The sequence below is a fragment of the Actinoallomurus bryophytorum genome (assembly GCF_006716425.1).
GTDB classification, from domain to species: domain Bacteria; phylum Actinomycetota; class Actinomycetes; order Streptosporangiales; family Streptosporangiaceae; genus Actinoallomurus; species Actinoallomurus bryophytorum.
Window position 1 is genome coordinate 4,923,815 of the sequence record NZ_VFOZ01000001.1, and the last position, 21,920, is coordinate 4,945,734.

12 protein-coding genes are annotated in these 21,920 nt (G+C 71.3%); 7 read left to right on the forward strand and 5 right to left on the reverse strand.

Going from position 1 to position 21,920, the window contains the following annotated elements:
- Positions 1-12: 12 nt before the first annotated feature.
- The 6 genes from FB559_RS23335 to FB559_RS23360 all read left to right on the forward strand — a co-directional run bounded on the left by FB559_RS23335 (position 13) and on the right by FB559_RS23360 (position 8,244).
- A complete protein-coding gene (locus FB559_RS23335) occupies positions 13-3,903 on the forward strand; it encodes an MFS transporter (RefSeq protein ID WP_246121947.1) in 3,891 nt (1,296 codons plus the stop codon).
- Positions 3,900-5,315, forward strand: a complete 1,416-nt coding sequence (locus FB559_RS23340) for a trehalose-6-phosphate synthase (protein WP_141957627.1) — start codon at positions 3,900-3,902, stop codon at positions 5,313-5,315. The genes FB559_RS23335 and FB559_RS23340 overlap by 4 nt, the downstream gene beginning before the upstream one ends.
- A 37-nt stretch (positions 5,316-5,352) precedes the next feature.
- Entirely contained in the window at positions 5,353-6,315 is a 963-nt protein-coding gene (locus FB559_RS23345; RefSeq protein ID WP_141957629.1) for a cupin domain-containing protein, read from the forward strand.
- Between the two features lie 8 nt (positions 6,316-6,323).
- Positions 6,324-7,007 carry a histidine phosphatase family protein gene (locus tag FB559_RS23350; protein WP_141957631.1) on the forward strand — a complete coding sequence of 228 codons (684 nt, stop codon included), beginning with the start codon at positions 6,324-6,326 and terminating at the stop codon, positions 7,005-7,007.
- 81 nt (positions 7,008-7,088) lie between these two features.
- Positions 7,089-7,631: a tautomerase family protein gene (locus FB559_RS23355; protein WP_141957632.1), complete on the forward strand. Its 543-nt coding sequence runs from the start codon at positions 7,089-7,091 to the stop codon at positions 7,629-7,631.
- A gap of 70 nt (positions 7,632-7,701) precedes the next feature.
- On the forward strand, positions 7,702-8,244 hold the full coding sequence (locus tag FB559_RS23360; protein WP_141957634.1) for a hypothetical protein: 543 nt from the start codon (positions 7,702-7,704) through the stop codon (positions 8,242-8,244).
- Here the strand turns inward: FB559_RS23360 and FB559_RS23365 are convergent.
- On the reverse strand, positions 8,202-10,124 hold the full coding sequence (locus FB559_RS23365) for a tetratricopeptide repeat protein (protein ID WP_342780954.1): 1,923 nt from the start codon (positions 10,122-10,124) through the stop codon (positions 8,202-8,204). The genes FB559_RS23360 and FB559_RS23365 overlap by 43 nt on opposite strands.
- Positions 10,125-11,079: 955 nt before the next feature.
- Between FB559_RS23365 and fxsT the strand changes: the two genes are divergently transcribed.
- Positions 11,080-13,623, forward strand: a complete 2,544-nt coding sequence (fxsT, locus tag FB559_RS23370) for an FxSxx-COOH system tetratricopeptide repeat protein (RefSeq protein ID WP_246121956.1) — start codon at positions 11,080-11,082, stop codon at positions 13,621-13,623.
- 6 nt (positions 13,624-13,629) lie between these two features.
- Here fxsT and FB559_RS23375 read toward each other — a convergent pair whose 3' ends face one another.
- The 4 genes from FB559_RS23375 to FB559_RS23390 all read right to left on the reverse strand — a co-directional run bounded on the left by FB559_RS23375 (position 13,630) and on the right by FB559_RS23390 (position 21,639).
- Positions 13,630-14,976: an HEXXH motif domain-containing protein gene (locus tag FB559_RS23375; protein WP_141957640.1), complete on the reverse strand. Its 1,347-nt coding sequence runs from the start codon at positions 14,974-14,976 to the stop codon at positions 13,630-13,632.
- Entirely contained in the window at positions 14,973-16,211 is a 1,239-nt protein-coding gene (locus FB559_RS23380) for an FxsB family cyclophane-forming radical SAM/SPASM peptide maturase (RefSeq protein ID WP_141957642.1), read from the reverse strand. Before FB559_RS23380 ends, FB559_RS23375 begins: the two co-directional genes overlap by 4 nt.
- 95 nt (positions 16,212-16,306) lie before the next feature.
- Positions 16,307-17,134, reverse strand: coding sequence for a hypothetical protein (locus FB559_RS23385; RefSeq protein WP_141957644.1), 828 nt, complete (start codon positions 17,132-17,134; stop codon positions 16,307-16,309).
- Positions 17,135-17,139: 5 nt separating this feature from the next.
- A complete protein-coding gene (locus FB559_RS23390; RefSeq protein WP_141957646.1) occupies positions 17,140-21,639 on the reverse strand; it encodes a tetratricopeptide repeat protein in 4,500 nt (1,499 codons plus the stop codon).
- Between the last annotated feature and the right edge of the window lie 281 nt (positions 21,640-21,920).

Below are 21,920 nucleotides of genomic sequence, written 5' to 3' on the forward strand. Positions count from 1 at the left end.
CAGGAGACCGACATGACGGCCGGCATGCTGCCCGACGCGCCCGTCATCGCGCCGCGTCCTCCCGGCGAGCGGGACCTGCCACTGTCGTGGGGACAGGAACGGCTGTGGTTCCTGCACCAGCTCGACCCCTCCGACACCGCGTACCACGTGTTCGTCGCCCGGCGCATCCACGGCCCGCTGGCCACGGACCTGCTCGCCCACGCGCTGTCGGACCTGGTCGCGCGGCACGAGAGCCTGCGCACCCGGTTTCCCGCCACGGACGGCGTCCCGGTCCAGGTGATCGACCCGCCCGCGCCGGTGGCCCTGCCTGTCGAGCACCGCGAAGAAGGACGGGTCCGCGACCTGCTCGTCGAGCGGATCGAGACGCCGTTCGACCTGGCGCGGGGGCCGCTGCTGCGGGCCACCCTGGTGCGCCTCGGCGACGGCGAGCACGTGCTGTGCCTGGTCGTCCACCACATCGTGGCCGACGGCTGGTCGCTCGGGCTCATGTGCGACGAGCTGAGCGCCCTCTACCGGGCCGCGAGCGAGCCGGGGCTGCCGGCACTGCCGATCCAGTACGCCGACTACGCGCTGTGGCAGCGCCGCGATGCCGGCGGTCCGGACACCGCGCTCGGCTACTGGCGCGGTCAGCTGGCGGGAGTGCCGGCGCTGGACCTGCGCGGCGCACGGCCACGGCCCCCGGTACGCACGTCGCGGGGCGCCACGGTGCGACACCGTCTTCCGGCCGGACTGTGCGAGCAGGTGACGCGGTTCGCCAGGACGCGGCGCGTGACGCTGTTCATGACCGTCCTGGCCGCCTACCAGGCGGTGCTGGCACGCCACAGCGGCCTGGACGACATCTGTGTGGGCACGCCCGTCTCGGTACGCGACGAGGTCGAGCTGGAACCCCTCATCGGCCTGTTCGTCAACACGCTCGCGCTGCGGGGCGACCTTTCCGGCGACCCGTCCTTCGGCGACCTGGTCGCGCGCACACGCGCCACCGCGCTGGCGGCCTATTCGAGCGCCGGTGCGCCCTTCGACCGGCTGGTCGGCGAGCTCGACCTGCCCCGCGACCTGAGCCGTACGCCGGTGTTCCAGGCGATGTTCCGGCTGGACCCGGCGAGCGTGGCCGACCTTGCCCTCGAAGGCATGGAAGTCGGCCCGTACGAGCTGGACCACCGCACGGCTCAGGTGGACCTGGCGCTCGAGGTCACCTGGGGGCGGGACGGAGCGCAGGCGGAGTTCGTCTACAACGCCGACCTGTTCGAGGCCGCGACCGTACGTGAGCTGGCCACGGACCTGGAGCAGGTGCTGACCGCGGGCTGCGCCGACCCGGACACGCTGCTGTCCGAGCTCGGCGTCGCCCCGACTCCGGCGCGCGCAGTGGCACGGCCACATGCGGCCGAACGCCCGGAGCCGCCGGACTCACCCGATCCCGAAGGGCCGGTGGAGGTCGCGCTGGCGGAGATCTGGAGAGAGGCCCTCGGCGTCGCGCGGGTGGGCGCCACGGACGACTTCTTCGACCTCGGCGGTCACTCGCTGCTGGCCGCACGCGTGGTCGCCCGCCAGCGCGGCGTGCTGCCGCCGGACGCCCGGCCGATCAGCGTCATGGACCTGTTCCAGCACCGGACGGTCCGGCGCCTCGCCGGGCTCGCGGAGGGTACGGCCGAAGCGCCGGAGCACGCGGGGCTGCTGCACGAGCTGACCCCGCCGGCGAGCACGAGCCGGATGTCCCTGGTCTGCGTCCCTTACGGGGGCGGCAGCGCGATCGTGTACCGGCCGCTGGCGGAGGCGATCGGCCCGGACTGCTCGCTGTACTCGGTCGCGATACCCGGCCATGACCTGGGCCGGCTGGAGGAGACGCGGCCGCTGGCCGAGGTCGCCGCCGCGTGCGTCGCCGAGATCCAGGAGCGTGTACCCGGACCGGTGGTGCTGTACGGGCACTGCGGCGTCGGCGGCGCGCTGGCGGTGGAGATCGCGCTGCGGCTCCAGGAGGCCGGCCGGGAGCCGGCCGCGCTCTACCTGGGCGCCACCTATCCGTTCGCGCGCCCGCGCGGCCGGGTACTCGACCGGCTCATCCGGATCGCCGGCCGGGAGTCGCTGCGCAGCGACCGGGCCACCGTGAACTGGCTGACCTCGATGGGCGCGGACCTCGGCGGCCTCGACGCCGACCAGATCGCCTTCATCGCCCGCAACATCCGGCACGACGGGGACGCCGCCGAGGCCTACTACAGCACCTGGCAGGACGGCGGGCGCGCCCGGCTGCGCTGCCCGGTCATCTCGGTCGTCGGCGAACGCGACCCGGTCACCGAGTTCGCCGAGGAGCGCTACCGCGAGTGGCACTTCCTTGCCGACCGTGCGGCTCTGGTGGTGCTGCCGGAGGCCGGTCACTTCTTCCTCAAGCACCGGGCCGGCGAGCTCGCCGAGATCATCGCCGGCACCCACACGGCACTGGCCGGCGGCACCCTGAGCCCGAGCCCGTCCGCGCACACCCGGTGGTGGGTCGCGGGCGTGTCCGACGGCGCTCCGGTGACGGCGCCGGAAGCAGCCGAGCCGGAATCCGGTGTTCAGCCCGGCATGGCGCGGTTCCTGGCGATCTCGCTCGGCCAGCTGGTCTCGATCGCGGGCTCGGCGGTGACGGAGTTCGCCATCCCGCTGTGGACCTATCTGAAGGTCGGCTCGCTGACCCAGTACGCCATCCTGTCCGTCCTGGCCATCATGCCCGGGGTACTGGCCGCGCCGCTGGCAGGCGCCGTCGTCGACCGGTCACGGCGGCGGCTCGTCATGCTCGCCGGCGACGCGTCGTCCGGCGCCGCCGTGGGCACCGTGGCCCTGCTGTACGGGACCGGCTCGCTGCGCATCGGTTTCGTGTACGCCCTGGTCGCCTGGCTGTCGGTGGCGCTGACCTTCCAGCGGCTCGCGTACGCCTCGGCGGTGCCGCAGCTCGTGCCCAAGCGCTATCTCGGGCACGCCAACGGCGTGGTGGAGATGTTCACCGGCATCGCCCAGTTCGCCGCCCCGCTGTTCGCCGTCGGCCTGATGGCCGCGGTCGGCCTGGGCGGGATACTCGCGATCGACCTGGTGAGCTTCGCCGTGGCCGTCGTCGTGGTGCTGGCCGTGCGCTTCCCGGGAGCGCTGCCCCTGCGGCGGCGTGAGCCCCTCGGCACCGAGATCCTCGGTGGCCTGCGCTACGCGCTGGACCGACCGGGCTTCCGCGCGATGCTCGCCTACTTCGCGGCGCAGACGCTCTTCCTGTCCGCCATGCTCGTCGCCGTCTCCCCCCTGGTGCTCTCCTTCGCCGGCCTGTCCTCGGTCGGCCCGGTCATCGTCTCGGGCGGTGCGGGCGCGGCGCTCGGCGGGCTGGCCATGGTGATCTGGGGTGGGCCGGTACGCCGCCGGATGCGGGTGGTCGTGCTCGGCACCGCGGTCCAGGGCGGCTTCGGCGTGCTGATGGGGCTGCGTCCCTCGCTGGTCGTCGTCGCCATCGGCCTCGCCGGGATGCTGTTCTGCCTGGCGATCGTGCGCGGCACGTACTCCACGATCGTCCAGGTCAAGGTGGCGCAGCGGTTCCAGGGCCGGGTCTTCGCGGTCAACCAGGTGATCTCGTGGTCGACGATCCCGATCGGTTTCGCCGTGCTGGTCCCGCTGTGGGCCCACCTCTTCGGGCCGTGGCTCGCCCCCGACGGCCGGCTGGCCGGTACCGCCGGCGCGGTGGTCGGCACCGGCCAGGGACGGGGCCTCGGGTTCATGTACGTCGCGTTCGGCCTGGTGATGGCGGTGTCCAGTCTGCTGGCAGCCCGGTATGGGCGCGTGTCCCGTTTCGACGATGAGGTGCCGGATGCCGTCGCGGACGACCTCATCGGCCTTCAGGAGCATCGATCCCGCCGCGAGTCCGGCGGAGACCAGAGGATGGACAGCGCATGAGATTGATCATTTGCAGCAACAGCGCGCCCCGGTGGCAGGACGGAGTCGGCCTGCTGCCGCGCTCGCCCGGTGGGCTGGTTCCGCTGCTGGTCACGCTGCTTGGCGAGAACGGGGGCGACTGGGTGTGCACCGCCCCCACGTATGGTGCGCCGGACGACCGCGCCGCGGATGCCGGCGAGCCGGTCGAGGTGACCTCGCTGCCCGATGGGGTACGGCTGCACCAGGTGCGCCAGCCCAAGCCGGTGATCGAGCAGCACTACACCGAGATCGGCATCCGGCTGATGCTGTGGCTGTTCCACTACCTGTTCGACACCGTGCGCGAGCCGATGTTCGACCGGCGGTTCGCGGCGGCATGGGACGGCTACGAGACGGTGAACCGTGCCTACGCCGACCGGCTGGCGACCCTGATGACGCACTCGCCGGACGAGCTCGTCCTGATCAACGACTACCACCTGTTCCTGGTCCCGGAGATGCTGGGCCCACGCCCGGAGGGCGGCGGGCAGGTCGCCTTCTTCCACGGGCTGCCGTGGTGCGACCCCGACTACTTCGGCCTGCTGCCCGCGCGCATCCGCGACCGGATCCTCACCTCCCTGCTGCGCTGTGACGTGGCCGGCTTCCACAGCACCCGGTGGGCACGGGCGTTCCAGGCCTGCTGCGCGCGGTTCCTGCCCGGCTGCGAGGTCGAGGACCATCGTGTGGTCTTCGAAGGGCACGAGACCCGGATCGCCGTCGCGCCGTTCCCCCTCGACATCGCGACCGTGGAGCGGATACGCGGCGAACCGGACACCGCCCTGTGGCGGGAGCACCTGCACGGGCTCTCGGAGGGCCGCCAGATGATCGTCCGGGCCGACCGCATCGACCTGTGGAAGAACCTGCCGCGCGGCTTCGCCGCGTACGAGAGCCTGCTGGAGCGCAAGCCCGGACTGGCCGACGAGTGGTGGTTCTGTGCGGTGGCGACCCCGCCCAGCCGTACCACCGAGCGCAGCCGGGACCTGCAGCGCAAGTGCGAGAAGATCGTGAACCGCATCAACGACAGGTTCGGCCTGCCCGCCAGACCGGCCGTCTCGCTCGTCTATCCCGACCTCGCGACCACCCGCAACTGCGTCGTGGCCGCGCTGTCCGGCGCGGACCTGACCCTCGTCAACCCCACGCTGGACGGGATGAACCTGGTCGCCAAGGAGGCGCTCTACCTCGGCGAACAGGCGCCGCTGCTGCTGTCGGTGAACGCCGGCGCGTACGAGGAGCTGGCCGGGCACGTGACGCCCGTCGAGCCCTTCGACGTCGAGGGCACCGCCCAGACCATGCTCGACGCGATGAACGGCGCCGGGGTGTCGGCCGAACAGGTCGCGGGGCGCGAGTCGCTGCTCGGCCAGAACGCGACCGGCTGGCTGGCACGGCTGACCGCCCTCTGAGCCCGCCATGGAGACCATGACCGCTCATCGGCGATCGATGACACAGCTGGTACGCCGGCACCTGCGTCAACGCGAGATCATCGGCGCCGCCGGTGGCGAGGTGACCGGCGGTGGCCCGCTGGCGCTGGGCGTTCCCGGCATCACGACGGGACCCGGCGGCGAGGTGGCGGTCGACGGCGAGCGGTGCGCCCCGGCGTACCGCAGCCTGTCGGACCTGCTGGGTACCGACGCCTACTTCGCCGACGTCGCGGCGGTGACCGCGCGGCACGGCCAGGGGTACGACCCGGTGCTCTATCACGCCTTCCGCGACTTCCTGCCGCCCAGGCGGAAGAACAGCGGGCGCTGCGTCACCGCGGGCACGCCCGCCCATGACCGGGCGCAGAGCCGTGACCATCTGTTCGCCGACCTCGTCGTGTACCAGCCGGGAATCCTGCCCGGCGGCGAGCCGTTCCGCTCGACCGGGCACTGGAACCTCCCCGGGCAGCTGGAGATATTCCAGACGCTGACCGGCCGGGTGCTCATGCTGGTGGGCGGCCGCACCGGTGACGGACGCGCGTTCCTGTACGAACAGATCTGCGGGCCGGGCGACGTCATGGTCGTGCCGTTCGACATCTGGCACGTGACCTACGTGCTGGACGGCCCCGCCGTGGTGTTCAACCTGACCACCGAGGTCTCCGGGACGCACGGCCGTGTGGACGCGCATCCGGGGGAGGAGAAGTACCACCGCGCCTCACCGATCGCGATCACCGCTCGCCGCGACGAGGAACGGCACGAGTTCGTCGGCTCGCCGGAGGACTGGTGCACCTGGGGCCGGCCTGCGGAACCACCGCGTACCGACTGGCTGCGGACGTTTCTCGCCCCGGGTGAGTCCCTGGCCGACCTGCACCTTTACGCGTCCCCGGACCGGCTGGCCGCCCTCGAACGGATGGCGCGGCACGCGTACCGGCTGAACTGGCCCTACGACGGTGGCCCCACGAAGCCGGCCGGCATCCACCACTAGGAGACGACATGCCGCACGCCGATCCCGCCACGATCACCGGCATCATCGACGAGGCGATCGCCGCTGCGACGTCCTGGGGATCGGATCAGCTGGAGCTGATCCTCATCCGGCACGGCCAGCCCCTGCCGGAGGGCGAGCGCCGCCCGGAGGAGTCGCTGGACCCGCCGCTCAGCCCGCTCGGCCGCCGGCAGGCCGAGGCCGTGGCGGAAGCGCTGGACGGGGTCGACGCGATCTACGGCAGCGACCTGGTACGCGCCGAGGAGACCGCGCGGATCCTCGGCGGCATGCTCGGCGCCCCGGTGCGGACCGTACGCGACCTGCGAGAGGTCGCGGTGTACCGGGAGGCCGACGGCACGTCCGAGGAGCGGGCCTGGCGGGCCGCCGCCGCCCGGTTCGCCTGCGACGGCCGGTGGGAGTCCCTGGTCCAGCCCGGACTCGACCCGGCCTTCCGCGCCCGCGTGCGCCGCGCGATCGGCGAGGTCACCGCCGGGCGGACCGGCGGCACGGTGGCCGTCGTTTGCCACAGCGGCGTCATCAACGCCCACCTGGCCGACACCCTCGCGCTCGACCGGGACTATTTCGTCCGGCCCGCGCACGCGTCCATCACCCGGGTGCGCCTTTCGGCCGGCCGCTGGAGCCTGCAGAGCGTCAACGAGACCGCCCACCTGCGCCCGAGCCTGCTGACCGCCTAGCCGAACCCGCCGTCTAGGCTGGTGGATGCGCCTCCCTTTCGTCACTTCAGCGTTGCTGAACAGTGCACACGAAAGGAGCCGATGATGCCTTTCCTTCGCATCACCCATCCCGCAGGTGCGTTCACCGCCGACCAGAAGGAAAAGCTGGCCGCGTCGCTCGCCTATGGCGTGATGGCGCAGGAGCTCGATCCGGTGACCGAGAACAGCATCGACGCCACACCGGTCGTGTTCGACGAGATCGCCCTGCACAACTGCTTCCCCGGCGGCAGGCCCCTGACCCGGCATCCGGACAAGGTCTTCTGGATCGTCGAGGCCCTGGTGGCCGCCGCCTTCTTCGACCAGGCACACCGCGACGCCCTGCAGGCCGCGGTCGCCCGGTCCTTCGTCGAGGTACTCGGCGACGACGGCTCGGAGGTCATGCGAGGCGACCTGCGGATCTCGCCCGCGTACCTGCTGCGGCTCTACACCGTGATCGTCGAGATCCCGGAGGGGAGCTGGGGCGCCGGCGGCAGGACCATCGAGGTCGACCAGATCGGCCAGATCCTCGGCGCCGGCGCCGGCGCGGAACGCCTCGCCGAGGCCCAGGAGAACGCCGCAAAACTCAAGGCGGCGCGCGTCTCCTGACCTCGGGCCCATGCGGCCAATGTGACAAATGGCGTCTCGCCTCGTCAGGATTTGATGACAGACTCCGGATATGCCAGAGGTCTCCGTGGCGGCCAGTCTCGTCACCACGCTGGGTTCGGTGCTGGCCGCTCTCGGCGGAATCGGCATGACGCAGGGGATCGGCGCGCGCAACGAACGCCGGAAGAACGAACGCCTGATGGCCGAGGAGCGCGTGCGCGCACACGACCGCACGTGCGCCGATCTCATGGCCGCGGCGAGAAAACTGCGACTGCAGATCGTGGTCACCGCGAAGATCGGCCGGTGCACGGACATGGACGTCCGGCTGTCGGCCATCCAGGAACAGGCCGCGATCGTCAACCAGCACGCCTCTGAGCTGGCGCTGCTGGCAGGCGACGCGCTCGTGACCGCCGGCCGTGACCTTGCCCGAGAGGCGGACGAACTGGCCGGGTTCGTCGCGGAGACCGCCTTGATGGACCGCGACGACACCTCGCGTGGCGTGCTCCAGGAAAAGCCCGACCTGGCGGAGTTCGAAAAGGCCCTGGACGGGTTCGAGGCCCAGGCCCGTACGGCTCAGCCCGGCGGGGCGTCCGGGTCGGGACGCAGCAGGCGCTGAACCTCGGCCCGCTGCGGGCGCGAGAGTGGCGGGTCGGTGGCCGCACCGGCCCGGTGCGCGAGCTCGGTCGCGGCGGCGCGGTCGCCCTCCAACTCCAGGGCACGCGCGGCGTACAACAGCACCGGCCCGTTGCCGGGCGCGTCGGCGAGGGCGGCGTCGATCTCGGCATGCGCCGCGGAGTGGTCCCGCAGCGTCGCGAGCGCCAGGGCACGGGCGGCGCGGGCGACCGGCCGCCCGGAGGACCGTACGCGGTCGAGGTCGCGCAGGGCCTCGGTGGCCTGGCCGAGATCGGCGAACAGCTCGCCGCGCGCCTGCAGCGCGTCGGGCGTGTCGCCGTTGACGGCGAGTACGTCGCTGAGCACGGCCACCGCGGTGCGCAGTTGCCCGCTGCGCGACAGGGCACGGCCGAGCTCGATCTGGAAGGTCAGGTCGCCGGGTTGCCGTCGTACCGCGGCCCGGAGGCGGTTCACCGCCTCGGCCTCGCGTTCCTGGGCCAGCAGGGTGCGGCCGACGGCCGTCAGCAGTCTGCTGACGACCTGCGGGTCGGCGAAGGTCTCGGAGAACTCCGCGGCCGTCTCGTAGTGGGACTCGGCGGCCTCGTGGTCGCCGCGCAGGAAGGCGATGTCGCCGAGGGCCGACTCCGCCTGGGCACGGGCCCGCAGGTCGTCGCCGCTGAGCCGCAGGGCTTCTTCGGCATGGCGCCGTGCCTGGTCGAAGTCGTCGTCGCCGAGCGCCTGCGTGGTCAGCATGAGCTGCTCGGCCCCGGTCGTGGCGAGTGGCGGGCCGAGGTCGGAGACGCGAAGTCCGCGGAGCGGGCCCGCCAGCCGTTCGTGCTGGAGCCGGTAGCCGTCGTCCCCGGCCTTCAGGACGTGGCGGTCCTCCAGAGCGCGCAACGCCCTCGCGGGGATGCCGGCGTCGAGGGCGGACCGCAGGGTGAGGCCGGACGTACGCCGCAGCCAGGAGATGAGGAGCCCGGCATCGACGTCGTGGTCCATGGCGGTCCGCGCCACCGCCGCACCACAGAAGTCGGCCAGCCAGCGGTCGAAGTCGGCATACCTCGTCACGTCGTCGCGGCCGATGAGCGGTGTCGCACGGGGGAGTGAGGACCACAGGCGCGAGCAGCCGACCTGCAGGAGGACGGGCTCGACGGCGGTCGCCGTGGCACCGTTCACCCCCGAGACGACCACGTCGGCGGCGCCGGCCTCGAAGGGCCGCCCGGCCGCCAGCGCGGGCCGCCGTATCGCCTCGGTCGCGGACTCACGGTCGAACGGCCGCAGGGTGAAGACGGCGGGGTCCGCCAGGCGGTATCCGTCGGCGTGCCCGTCCCGCACCGCGACCAGCAGCCGCAGGCCGGGGAGCCGGTTCAGCGCCTCGGTCAGCTCCGCGAGGAACGCCGAGCGTTCGGCCTGCCGGGCGACCGCGTCGAACAGCTGCTCGGCCTGGTCGACCACGGCGAACGCGGGCCGTCCGCCGGACTGGGCCGTCTGGGGATAGCGGCGCCGGACGAGGTCGGCGAGCGTACGGCCCGCGAGCGTGCTGACGTATTCGGCCGGGAACCACGACGCGAGGAGCGCGAGGGAGTACGGGTTGTGCGCGGGCAGAGCCGCGATCGGCCCGGACGTGGGCCGCACGAGACGCCCGATGGGCAGGACCTCTCCGACGGATCCGGCACGCGTCAGCAGATCGGCGCTGATCAAGGACGTTTTGCCGGTGCCGGCCGCGCCGGTGAGCAGAGTCAGCGGATTACCGCGCCATAGGGCCGCGACTTCGGAGCCCTCGCGATCGCGGCCGTGGAATTGGGCGTTCTCTTCCGCTCTAAAAGGACGAACGCCGACATACGGAACTCGGTCCACGCCATTGGTCAGGGTGGTGACCGTCATGAGGGCGATCCCGTCCGATGTCGCGAGCGAGTGTGGGAGCCGGGGTCGGAACAAGCGTATTCACCGGCTGGCGAGCCGTCGGCCGACGCTTCATGGGTATCAGGGCGGCCAGCAAGGTGGCTCGCCCTGAGAATATGGTCGGAGAAATCCACGTATAGGGCCCAGGCTCGGCGGTGACGACCGGCAAATCCTAGCCAGCTTTCGGCGGATGCCGCGACCGTTGCGGCGGACTGCCGCCACCTTGCCAGCTCCCCCCGCCCCATCTGGCGGACGGACCCGGTGTATGCCTTGCGACGAGACGCCCCCCCGCTATCCCGTCGTATCGAATCTGATTCGGTGGACGTCGCATCGTGGTACCCGCATCGCGGATCAGATCCGGTTCTGGAACCCAGCCTGAGCGTCTCCAAGCTCGTCCTCAAGTATGCGTTCGACCGCATGCTTGAGGACGGGGCGGAGCGAGGGGTCGCGGGCAACTTCGCGAAGGGACACTTTGGCCAGATTCGCCAACCAGCCCTCGAGTGCGTCAGGGTCCTTGTACATGTGCTTCCTCTGACCGTGTGTGGTGCACCCATCCAATACCTTCCCCTCTGTACGACGGGGGAACCTGGCCGGATCAGGCCGAGGCCGCTGGCGATCCATCTGCACAGCATCGCCTGTCGGACCGTGCCAATGCATACCTGCGCAGGTAAAACTCCGTTCGTTAGGTGATGGTGATCCTTCCTTCGGTGCCCAGCGAACCGGGCCAGGTGGAGTTATTGACGCATTAGTGGTTGCACGTGCTGTTTCAGGGATTTATGTGGCACGTGGCGGTTTGGTGGGAGGTTTGTCGGTCGTCGCGGTGGCAAGGAAACATCCCTAGGATGTTCGCTAAAATTGTTGGCCCGGTGGAAGGCGCGCGGTGACGAGTTCGCAAGAGCCCGGTTGGGGAGCGGCTCCTGAGGTCTGGGGTCGCAAGGTGCCGGGCCGTAACATCAACTTCACCGGCCGGGACGACCTGCTCAGGCAACTCCATGACAGGATCCGGACGAAGACGGCGGTTCTACCCCTTCTTGGCGACGTGGCTCCTCGCGACCCCGACGCTGGGAACTCGCTGAAGATCACCTCTCACGCGCTCCAGGGCATGGGCGGCGTTGGAAAGACTCAGCTGGTCACCGAGTACGCCCATCGTTACCAGTCGGAGTACCAGCTCGTGTGGTGGGTGCCAGCCGATCAGCCGATGCTGGTACGGCCTTCCCTAGCGGGTCTGGCGCCTTACCTCGACCTTCCGTCCGCCACAGCTACCGGCATCGGCGAGGCAGCCGACGCGGTGCTGGAAGCTCTGCGTAAGGGCGAGCCATTCGACCGCTGGTTGCTGATCTATGACAACGTCGGTGAGCCGGAGGACCTTGAGGGATTGCTGCCGGAGGGCGATCCCGACGTCACTGGTCATGTGCTGATCACCTCACGAAACCACTTGTGGCAGGGCGTGGTCGACACGCTCCAGGTCGACGTGTTCAGGCGCGAAGAGAGCGTCGCGTTCCTGCAGCGCCGGGTGTCGGCGACGATGAGCGATACGGACGCTCATCGTCTGGCCACCGAACTCGGCGATCTTCCGCTGGCGCTCGAGCAGGCCGGCGCGCTGCAGGCGGAGACCGGTGTCTCGGTCGATGACTACCTCGACCTGCTGAGGAAGCGCACAGCGGAGCTGATGGCCGAAAGCAAGCCGTCGGAGTACCCCCATTCGATGACGGCGGCGTGGTCGCTCTCGGTGTCCGCGTTGGGAGACAAGCTTCCAGAGGCCGTCGAGCTGCTGCGTTGTTGTGCCTTCTTCGGAGCGGAGCCGATCCCCCGCGACATGTTCCGGCGTTTCGGGCAGGGGACCAGACCATTGCTCGGCACCGTTCTTGCGGATCCGATTCTGCTCATGCGGGCCATCCGGGAGCTCGGCCGGTTCGCGCTTGCGCGAGTCGACCTGCCCAGCCGCACCATCCAGGTACACCGGCTGGTGCAGGCACTCCTTCGTGAGGGGCTTGAGGAGGCGGAGGGGGACCTCTTCCGCCGAGAAGTGCAGATGCTGCTCGCCAAGAACGCCCCCGAGGACCCGAACGACGAGGCCCATTGGTTGGGGTTCAACGAGTTGATCGCCCACGTGCTTCCGGCACGCGTGGCGGAGAGCACCGATCCAGAGGTGAGGGACTTCGCCCTCAACATGGTTCGCTACCTCTATCGGTCCGGCAACTGGGACTATGCCCGGACGTTTGTCGAGACGTTCATCGAACAGTGGAAGCGCGAGCCGGGTGCGGACCACGACCTCCGTGTTCTACAGGCACAGCGGTTCCTCGCCGACGTGCTCCGCGATGTGGGGCAGTACAACGAGGCCGCCGAGATCGACAGGTCGGTGCTCGACCGCGCTCGGCAGGCGTTCGGTAACGACGACCCCAATGTTCTGACCTTCCTGGGTGGCCTCGGCGGCGATCTCCGCGCGCTCGGCAGATTCGCCGAGGCCAGGGACCACGACGAGCTGGCACGAGACCAGCACGTGGCGCGGCTCGGCGAGGACGACCCGCGCACGTTGCGCATGGTCAACAACCTCGCTCTCGACTACGGCCTGCTCAGCAAGTATGAGGAGTCCCGCCAGCTCCACCTGGTGGCCTTCAACCAGCAGCGCCAGGCGCCTAGCACCAGTGGCGTCAACAAGACCGACGAACTGGCGTCGTGGTGTGGCCTGGCCCGGGTGGTCCGCCAGAGTGGTGCGTACGCGACGGCCCGTGACCTGGGCGAGGAGGCACTGGAGTTCGGCCGCCAGGAGCTGGGAGTCGAGAACCACTGGACGCTACGCACCAGCAAGGACCTCGCCATCGCGATGCGCCGCACGGCGGCCTACGACGAGGCGCTGGAGATGGCGCGGGACGTGTTCGAGCGCTGCACCCGGCTGTTCGGCCGTAACAACCCGGACACGCTCGCCGCGGCCATGGGGCTGTCCAACGTCTATCGCGTGCTCGCGAGGTTCGACGAGGCGCTCGCCCTCGCGGACGACACGATGAGGCGCTACCCGGACGTGTACGGCGAGCAGCACCCCTTCTACCTGTGCTGCATGGGCAACCTCGCGCTGCTCTACCGGGTCACCGGTGAGGCCGAACGCGCGCACGAGCTGAACACCACGTGCCTCACCGGCCTCGACGCGAAGCTCACCCGTGACCACCACTACGCGCTGACCGTCGCCACCAACCTCGCGAGCGACCGGGCCGCGCTGGGCAAGTTCGAAGAGGCACGCGAGCTCGGCGAGGACACGCTGACCCGCACCCGCACGGTCCTGGGCGAACGGCACCCCCTCACCCTGGGGTGCGCGGCCAACCTCATCATCGACCTGCGTGCCGTCGGCGCGGCGGCCGAGGCCGCGGACCTGGCCGACAAGACCTACCCCGCGTACGACGACGTGCTCGGTGACGACCACCCCGACACCAAGGTCGCGCGGGAAGGCCGGCACCTCGACTTCGACTTCGACCCTCCGCCGATCTGACCGGGCTCAGGGCAGCCCGGCGGCGAAGGGCAGCCGGATCTCGCCGTTGCGGTGCCGCCAGCGCGCGCGGTGGTCCTCCTCGTCCCGCCGGGCGAGCGCCGTCGCGGCCGCGGGCACCTGTTCGTCCGCCCAGCCGCGCAAGGTGCGCCGCATCCCGGTGACGAAGTCCGTCCCCTCCTCCGTCAGCCGTCCGCAGCTCAGCAACGTGCGGGTGACCAGATGCGCGGCCGCCCGCCATCGGGCGAACTCGGCGTGGGCCTCCATCGCCGCCGTGCCGGTCTCGTGTGCGCGCTGGTGCAGCCAGAAGCCCGTCACGCCGACGTAGGCGTACGCACCCTGGAGCAGGCCGCTCGCTGGGCGGGGATCGTCCCGCCACGACGTGTAGTAGCGGCTGCCGTCGTCGGGCCTGGTCAGGTCGACCAGCTCCAGGAGCATCGCGAGCTTGCCATGCTGGATCTCGTGCGCGAGGGTCACCGCCATCGCACGGGCGCTGGGCGGAGTGGACATCGCCGCGCAACCGATCGTGTCGCGTGCGGAGGCGCTGACCTGGCCGTGGCCGGGGGGTGCCAGGGGCGTCAGCACGCGCAGTCCGGCGCCGATCTCTCCGGCGGCCGTCGCGTGGTTCCGGACCAGCATCTCCCAAGCCGGCCCGAACGCCCCGGCCCACGCGCGTATCTCCCGCGCGTCGAGGCGGTCCGTGACGTTGTCCATCGTCGGCATGCGGTAGGGATCGAGGTCGTCGATGAGCAGGTCGAGCCGCCGGCCGCAGGACCGGGCGGTCAGCCGCCGCAGACCGCGCCAGCCCGGTGCGTCGGTGTGAGGGTCCGCCGGGACCCGCACCGTCCGTGCCCCGGTGGTGATCTCGGCGCCGTCGCCGCCCACGTGGACCACCGCGCGGCCGGGCGGGAGATCCGCGGTGCCGAGGGACGGCAGTGACAGAGGGCCGTCCTCGATGGTCACCCCGACCGCGATCCGTACGCCCGCGCGAATCGCCGCCGCGGCGGCCAGGGCCTCCAGCCGGCCGGGCGTGGCTCCCGGTGAACGGGTCTCCCCGTGGGAGAGCAGGCCGCGGACCGTACGCTGCGCCCACGCGCCGGTGGACGGGTAACGGAGCACCGTGTCGACCGCGGCGGGAGCCTTCTCCTGGAGGTCGCTGAGTACCTGGAAGCCGCGGGCCGCCTCGGCCGCCGCCGGATGCCCGGAGCGCGCGGACCGTTCCACGACACCGCGCAACAGCAGCAGCCGCTTGCTGTACTCCACGTCCGCCAACGCGGCGACGGCGGACTTCCCCCCTCCACCCGCGGCCAGCGCGGCGAACATCTCACGAGACAGCCGATGCGGTCGGAGGTTCATCGCCGCCCTTCTGGGGACACGGTGTCGCGGCGGCCTTCGAGGTCGGCGGCGATCTCATGCCGGATATGGGTGATGAGACGGAACAGGTCGGGGCAGTAGACCGAGGGGTTGGCGAAGCCGTCGCCGGCGCGGTACCGATGCGGATAGAGCCCGCCGCCGCAGACGCGGCGTAACCCGCAGGCGCGGCACTCGGAGGAAAGGGCGAGCTCGCCCATCTGGCGCGCCGCGATCGACGGCAGGGCCAGTGCGTCGTCGAAGGAGTTCCGCAGGACGTGCAGGCCGGTCACTGACGCGCCGTCGTAGGCGGACTTCAGCATGTCGGACTGTTCGATGCCGCCGTCGGTCTCGACCACGACCACGCCGACCGGTGACAGGCCCACCGCCTCGCTGGACGACGTGCCGCCCAGCAGCAGCTGGATGATCTCGCTGAACAGCCGGATCTCGGTGTCCTGGCGCGGTGCGCGGTACCAGCGGTCGAAGACGGCGATCAGCCAGTCCGCGTACGGCGTCTCGGCCGAGCCCGGTTCGCGGTCCGGCGGCGGTGCGGACCAGTTGCCGTGGGGGAGGAGAAAGTCGATCTTCGGCGGGGCGTGGCTCAGCAGGGCCTCGTACGTGGCGACCGGCGGGTTGGCGACGTCGACCGTGCACAGCAGGCCGCCGAACAGGTGCCGATGGCGTGCCGACCCGAGCGCGTCGAGTGCCCGCGCGACCGCGTCGTGGCTGCCGCGGCCGTTGGCGTGACGACGGTGCCGGTCGTGCGCCGAGACGTCGCCGTCGATGCTGACGCCGACCCGTACGTCGAGCGCGTCGAACAGGTCCAGATAGGCGCCGAGGCGTACCCCGTTCGTCTGGATGGAGACGCCGGTCTCGACGGCCGGTCCGGCGGCTCGCCGGACCGACCGCACCGCGTGAGCGATCAGGTCGGGACCGGCCAGCAGCGGCTCTCCGCCGTGCAGGACGAGCTCGACCGAGGGCAGGTCGTGGGCCTGTACGTGCTCACCGATCCGCGCGGCGACCCGGTCGACGATCTCCGGTGACATCCGATACGGCTGATCCCGCCACCGCTGGTCCGCCATCTCGTACATGTAGCAGTAGTCGCAGGCCAGGTCGCACCGGCTGTGGATCTTGACGACGAACTCACGGAACGGGGTCGGTCGCCATCCGGTCGCGAGGAGAGCGCCGACATCGAGAGTGGCCGGCCACTCTGTGCCGGACGGCCCTCGATTGACTGCCACGCCTCACCAGCCCATAGGACACGGCGCGCCATGCGCATCTGACCGATCCAGCTAACTATGTGCGCCTTGACTGTCCTTCGTCAAACCTTGTAGTGCTATGTCCGGTTCACTGGTGGCCGGGCGCGGTCGACGAACTTGGTGCCGATGACGAAGTCGCCGTCGACGTTGACCTGGTCGTGGAAGTGGGTGATGGGAGACGGCGGGCGGCCGGTGTCCGGTGGCGGGGCGGCCTCGGCGACGGCCGTGCCGGGGCGTGAGCCTGCCACGTGCATCCAGGCGGTGATCTGGGACTCCTTCACCCGGAAGCTCACCTGGGTGAACGTCGCCGGGTCGAGCAGGCCCGCGTCGCTTCTGAGGGCGGTTTCGTACACGTGGGCCGAGGCCATGAACGCAAGGTCGGCCTCCGCGGCTCGCAGGGCCTCGCGCAGTGGGGGTGCGTCCAGCATGCGGGCCGTGTGGATGATGGCGTCTCCGTTCAGGCCCTCCGCGTCGCGGGACACCGGGCCCACGTGCAGGGCGGCGCGGAGCTGGATCCGTACCGGTGCGGCGGCCCGCCGGTTGTGGCGGCGCAGCTCGGCCGCCAGCAGCGCGAGCAGGGGGTCGGCCACCGCCCGTGTCGGGACCTCCGGGGGGACGATCACCAGGGCGCCGTCGCCCCGGTCCTCGTGGTAGCAGGCGGCCCACGACACGCCCGAGTCCGCGAAAGCGCCGCGTAGCAGGTCATAGAGGCGGTCGCGGACCACCTGCCGGTCGGCCTCGGTCCGTACGGGGGCGCTGAAGCCCGCCACGTCGGTGTAGAGGACCGAGCAGTTCAGCGAGGACCAGGCCGGCCGGTGCAGGGTGTCCAGCGGCCGTACCCGGGTGATGGTCAGATCGTGGCGGGCCGTGGGGACCACGCCGCGCCGTCGCCAGTTGTCGAGCACGTGGCTCACCTCCGTTGTCGTCGTTTTCGTGCGGGGAACTCGGCGGTACCGCCGGCACAGGTGGCCGTCCGCGGCGGCGTCACGCGGTCCGTCATGGAGGTCAGGCACTGCCGGGCCTCCGCCGCGCCCTCCCCGTTTCCGGTCCGCTCGCAGGCCGTCATCGCCTGGGCGAAGTACTCCCTCGCCGGGTCCCGCAGGGACAGCGCCCAGTGGATCCTCCCGAGCTGGAGCAGGCTCAGGCCCCGTCCCCACTCGTCGCCGACGTCGGTCTGGATCTCCAGTGCGCCCAGTGCGTGGTGGCGGGCCTGCTCGTGTTCGCCGGCCTGGCCGTGGATGCGGGAGATGTTGTCGAGCGTGTCGGCGGTGCCGCGCCGGTCGCCGATCTCCTCGCGTACGGTGAGTGCCCGCCGAGCGTAGGAGCGTGCCTGGTCCAGGTCGCCGGTCCGTCGCATCAGCCGTGCCATGGTGTTCAGGCAGTCGCCCTCGCCGTGCCGGTCGCCGATCTCGCGGCGCAGGGCCAGTGCCTCGGTGACGAGGTCCAGCGCGGAGCGGTAGCGCCGGTAGAACCGGTGGATCCGGGCCATGAGGTCCAGGACCTCGCCCTGGCCGTGCAGGTCGCCCGTCTCGCGCCGGATGCGCAGCGACTCCCGTGCGTTGGCCAAGGCCGTCTCCTGGTCGCCGAGCCGCCAGCGCGCGTGGGCGAGTGTGCACAGGCTCTCCGCCTCCCCACGCCGGTGGCCGATCTTCCGGTGCAGGGTCAGGGCCTGTTCGGCGAGGGCCACCGCGCGTTCGTTGCGGCCCAGCCGGCGGTGGCAGCGCGACAGGGTGTCCAGCGTCTCGGCCTGGCCGCGGCGGTCGCCGAGCTCGGTACGGATGCGCAGCGCCCGTTCGGCGTAGCCGAGTGCCTTCTCGCAGCGCCCGAGCAGGTAGTTGGTCCGCGCGAGGTTGTCCCACGCGCCGCTCTCCGCGCCCCGGTCGCCGATCGTCTGCTGGATCTGGATCGCCTTGCGCGCGTGCCGGACGGCCTTCAGGTACGCCGCCTGGTAGCGGGAGACGGTCGCGAGCGCGTTGAGGGTACGGCCCTCGGCCGCGAGGTCGCCGATGCCGCGTTCGATGCGCAGCGCCGCCGTGAGCCGGTCCAGCGCGGTGGAGTAGCGGGCCGAGCCGCAGTGGATGAGCCCGATCGTGCGCAGAGTCTCCGCCTCGAAGTACGAGTCGCCGGCCGCCCGCTGGATGCCGAGGGCCAGGTCCAGGTCGCGCAGGGCGTCCTCGTGGTGGCCCAGGTGCCAGTGCACGCGCCCGATGAGCGCCAGTGACTCCGCCTCACCCGCCCGGTCGTCGATCTCCCGCTTGATGCGCAGAGCGTCCCGCGCGATCCGCAGCGCCTCGGAGTACCTGGCCTGCCTGCGGTTGATGTGGGCCAGAGTGAGCAGGTCGTCGCTCTCGCCGTACCGGTCACCGGTGCGCCGGCAGATCGCGAGGGACTCCAGTGCGCAGGCACGCGCCCGGTCATAGCGCGCCGACCGGGAGAAGACGCGGGCGAGGACGTAGAGCGTGTGGCTGACCCCGCCGAGATCGCCGATCTCCCGCTGGATGGCCAGTGCCTCCTCCGCCCGTGCGCGTGCCTTGTCGTAGGAGCCCTGGTGCCAGAGGATCTGCGCCATCATCGCGGTGCTCTCCGCGATGCCGCGTCGGTCCCCCGTCTCCTGGCGGATCCACAGCGACTCCTCGACGTGCGCGGTGGCCTCGCGGTACTCCGCTCTGCGGATGTGGATCTGCGCCAGGACGTCCAGCGTCACCCCCTGCCCGGACCGGTCGCCGATGTCGCGCTGGCGGCGGAGCGCCGTCCTGGCGTTCTCCATCGCGCCCCGGTTGTCGCCGGTACGGCACTGGATCCGCGCGATGGTGCCGTGGCTCTCGCCGACGCCGAACCGGTCGCCGCTCTCGCCGCGGATGGCGAGCGCGGCACGCGCGTGGGCGAGGGCGGCGGCGTACTCGCCGGCGCTGCGCTCGATCTCGGCGAGGTTGTTCAGTGACTCGCTGAGCCCGTACCGGTCTTTCATCTCTTTCTGCAGGTCGCGTGCGTGCTCGGCGTCGCGCCGTGCGTCGGCGTGCCGCCCGAGCCGGTGTTCGACCATGGCGATGGTGTTGAGCGCCGAGGCCACGCCGTACCTGTCGCCGATCCGCCGCCGGATCGCCAGGGCACGCTGCGCATGGCCGATCGCCTCGTCGTACTTTCCGGAGTCGTGCTGGATCGTGGCGATCGTCGCCAGTGACTCACCCTCCCGGTGCTCGTCGGAGATCTCCTGGCAGATCCGCAGCGCTTCGAAGGCGCTGCGGAGCGCGGCCGGGTAGTCGCCAAGCTTGCGCAGGATGTGCGCCCGGCTGCACAGGCTCATCGCCATCCCGGCGAGGTCGCCCACGTCCTCGCGGATGCGCAGGGCGTCTCCCGCGCAGCGGAGCGCGTCCGCCGAGCGGCCCAGCCGCCGGAGCACGCGGGACAGGGTGTCCAGCGCCTCTCCCTGCCCGCGGCGGTCGCCGATCCGTTCGCGTACGGCGAGCGCGCGCTCGGCGTACCGCAGCGCGGGGGCACAGCGGCCCAGCCGGCGCAGCGCGCGCGAGACCGTCTCCAGCGCGTCGGCCTCGCCGGGCACGTTGGCGAGCGAACGGTGGATGCGCAGGGACTCGCGGGCATAGCCCAGCGCCACGCGGTAGCGCGACTGCCGCCAGTGGACCTGCGCGATCTTCTCCAGGCCCTCGGCGACGCCGTGCCGGTCGGCGGCCGCGAAGAATATCTTCAAGGCCTTGGTGCCGTGTTCGAGTGCCTTGTCGTAACGGCTGCGCGAGCGTTCGACCCGGGACATGGTGTTGAGCGCCCAGCCCGCCCGCAGGTGTTCGTCCAGCTCCGTGAAGATCTGGTACGCGGCCTGGGCGTCCTGTGATGCCTCGGCGTACCTTCCCAGGTCGCACCGTACGACGGCGAGATGGTCGAGCATCAGCGCCTCGGACCAGCGGTCACCGGCCGAACGCGCCGCCGCCAGGCCGAGCTCGTGGATCTCGATGTTGTCGCTGTTGTGCCTGCCGCGCCGCAGGAACGCGAACAGTGCGTCGGCCAGCCCCCAGGCCAGCGCCCATTCGCCCATCCGTGAGGCCTGCCGGGTCGTGGCGACCAGGCCGGCGCGTTCGGCGTCGAACCAGGCCAGGCACGCCTCGATGCCGCCCGCCGGGGCGAGCGCGGCCGGCACGTCGAGAGGGCTCGCCGGCTTCTCGCCCAGTGCCGCCGCGGCGGTGCGCGCGGAGGTCAGGTACCAGTTCTGCAGCCGCCGGATCGCCGCGTCGCTCTCTCCGCCGTCCTCGATGGCGAGCCGCTCACCGGCGTACTCCCTGAGCAGCTCGTGCAGTCGCAGGCGGCCGGGCGTGCGCTGCTCGACCAGGTGCTTGCGGACCAGCCGGTAGGCGAGCCGCCGTGCCGCCGGGACGGACAGGTCGAGCAGCGCGGCGACGCTCTCCACGCCGAAGTGCGGGCCCGGGATGAGGCTGAGCATCCGGAAGGCGCGGCGCTGCTGGAAGTCGAGGTTCTCGTAGGACACGGCGAAGGCGGAGCGGATCGCCAGGCTCGGGTCGCCGTCGATCTCCAGCGTGTCGAGCCTGGCGCCGGTCAGCTCCTCGACCAGCTCGGCCACCGAGCAGAAGGGCCCCGTCGCCAGCCCGGCGGCCGCGATCCTGATGGCCAGCGGCAGCCGCGCGCACGACTCGGCCAGGTCGGCCGCGGCCTGCGGCTCGGCCTCACTGCGCTCGGCGCCGAGCAGATGCCTGGTGAGCTCACGTGAGTCCTCGAAGGAGAGCGGGTGGACGGGCACCGAGATCGCGCCGTACCGGGCGACCAACCCCGCCAGGTGCGTGCGGCTGGTGACCACGACGAGGCAGCCCGCGCCCCCGGGCAGCAGCGGCGTGATCTGCTCGGCGCTCGCGGCGTTGTCGAGGACCACCAGGACCTTGCGGTCCGCGAGCAGGGACCGGTAGAGCGCGGCACGCGGCACCTCGTCGGCCGGAATGTCGACGGAGGCCATGCCGAGGCCCTGCAGTAGCCAGAACAGCATCCGGTTCGGCGGCAGCGCCCGCTGGGCCGAGGGGCCCTGCAGGTCGAGGAAGAGCTGGCCCCCGGGGAAGCTGCCCGCCGTCCGGTGCGCCCACTGGACGGCCAGTGAGGTCTTGCCGACCCCCGCCATGCCGTGGATCTCCACGACGGTGACCGACGAGCGCGAGCCGGCCGAGCGCAGTGCGGCGTCCATCGCCGACAGCTCCGCCTCCCGGCCCACGAACGTGTCCGGCGCCATCGGCAGCTGCCAGATCGGCGGCGCGATCCGTGGCGCGGCCTGATGGACCACCTTGACTCCGGCGATGAAGTCCCCCTGGGTCCTGACCGGACCGTGAAACCATGTGCCTCCTCGTTCCATCGCGTACCCGTCCCCGCCCGAACGCAGGTCTTCTTCGTCCCGCTTCATGGCCACTCCCGTCCGTGTGCCACTACTGCGACCGGAACAGGACAGACCTCCGGCGCTGTGTCACTCGCCACGGAACCAAGTCGTGCGATGCGGTGGACTTGGTTGCGCCTCCGACAGGGCGCACCCCGCGCCGATGACGAGCTGGAACTCCGACCCCCGTGTTCCGGTCCGATACAGGCAGGAGAACACGCATGAGTCCTCGAACCAGCGGGTGGCCCAATATCCGTACAAGGCCGTACACGCGTCTGCTCGGTCCGCGACCCGTTCGTCACCATGGGTGA

Coding starts and splice junctions, on each gene's coding strand:
- FB559_RS23335 (WP_246121947.1), top strand. CDS start 13: ATGACGGCCGGCATGCTGCCCGACGCGCCCGTCATCGCGCCGCGTCCT.
- FB559_RS23340 (WP_141957627.1), top strand. CDS start 3,900: ATGAGATTGATCATTTGCAGCAACAGCGCGCCCCGGTGGCAGGACGGA.
- FB559_RS23345 (WP_141957629.1), top strand. CDS start 5,353: ATGACACAGCTGGTACGCCGGCACCTGCGTCAACGCGAGATCATCGGC.
- FB559_RS23350 (WP_141957631.1), top strand. CDS start 6,324: ATGCCGCACGCCGATCCCGCCACGATCACCGGCATCATCGACGAGGCG.
- FB559_RS23355 (WP_141957632.1), top strand. CDS start 7,089: ATGATGCCTTTCCTTCGCATCACCCATCCCGCAGGTGCGTTCACCGCC.
- FB559_RS23360 (WP_141957634.1), top strand. CDS start 7,702: ATGCCAGAGGTCTCCGTGGCGGCCAGTCTCGTCACCACGCTGGGTTCG.
- FB559_RS23365 (WP_342780954.1), bottom strand. CDS start 10,124: ATGACGGTCACCACCCTGACCAATGGCGTGGACCGAGTTCCGTATGTC.
- FB559_RS23375 (WP_141957640.1), bottom strand. CDS start 14,976: ATGAACCTCCGACCGCATCGGCTGTCTCGTGAGATGTTCGCCGCGCTG.
- FB559_RS23390 (WP_141957646.1), bottom strand. CDS start 21,639: ATGAAGCGGGACGAAGAAGACCTGCGTTCGGGCGGGGACGGGTACGCG.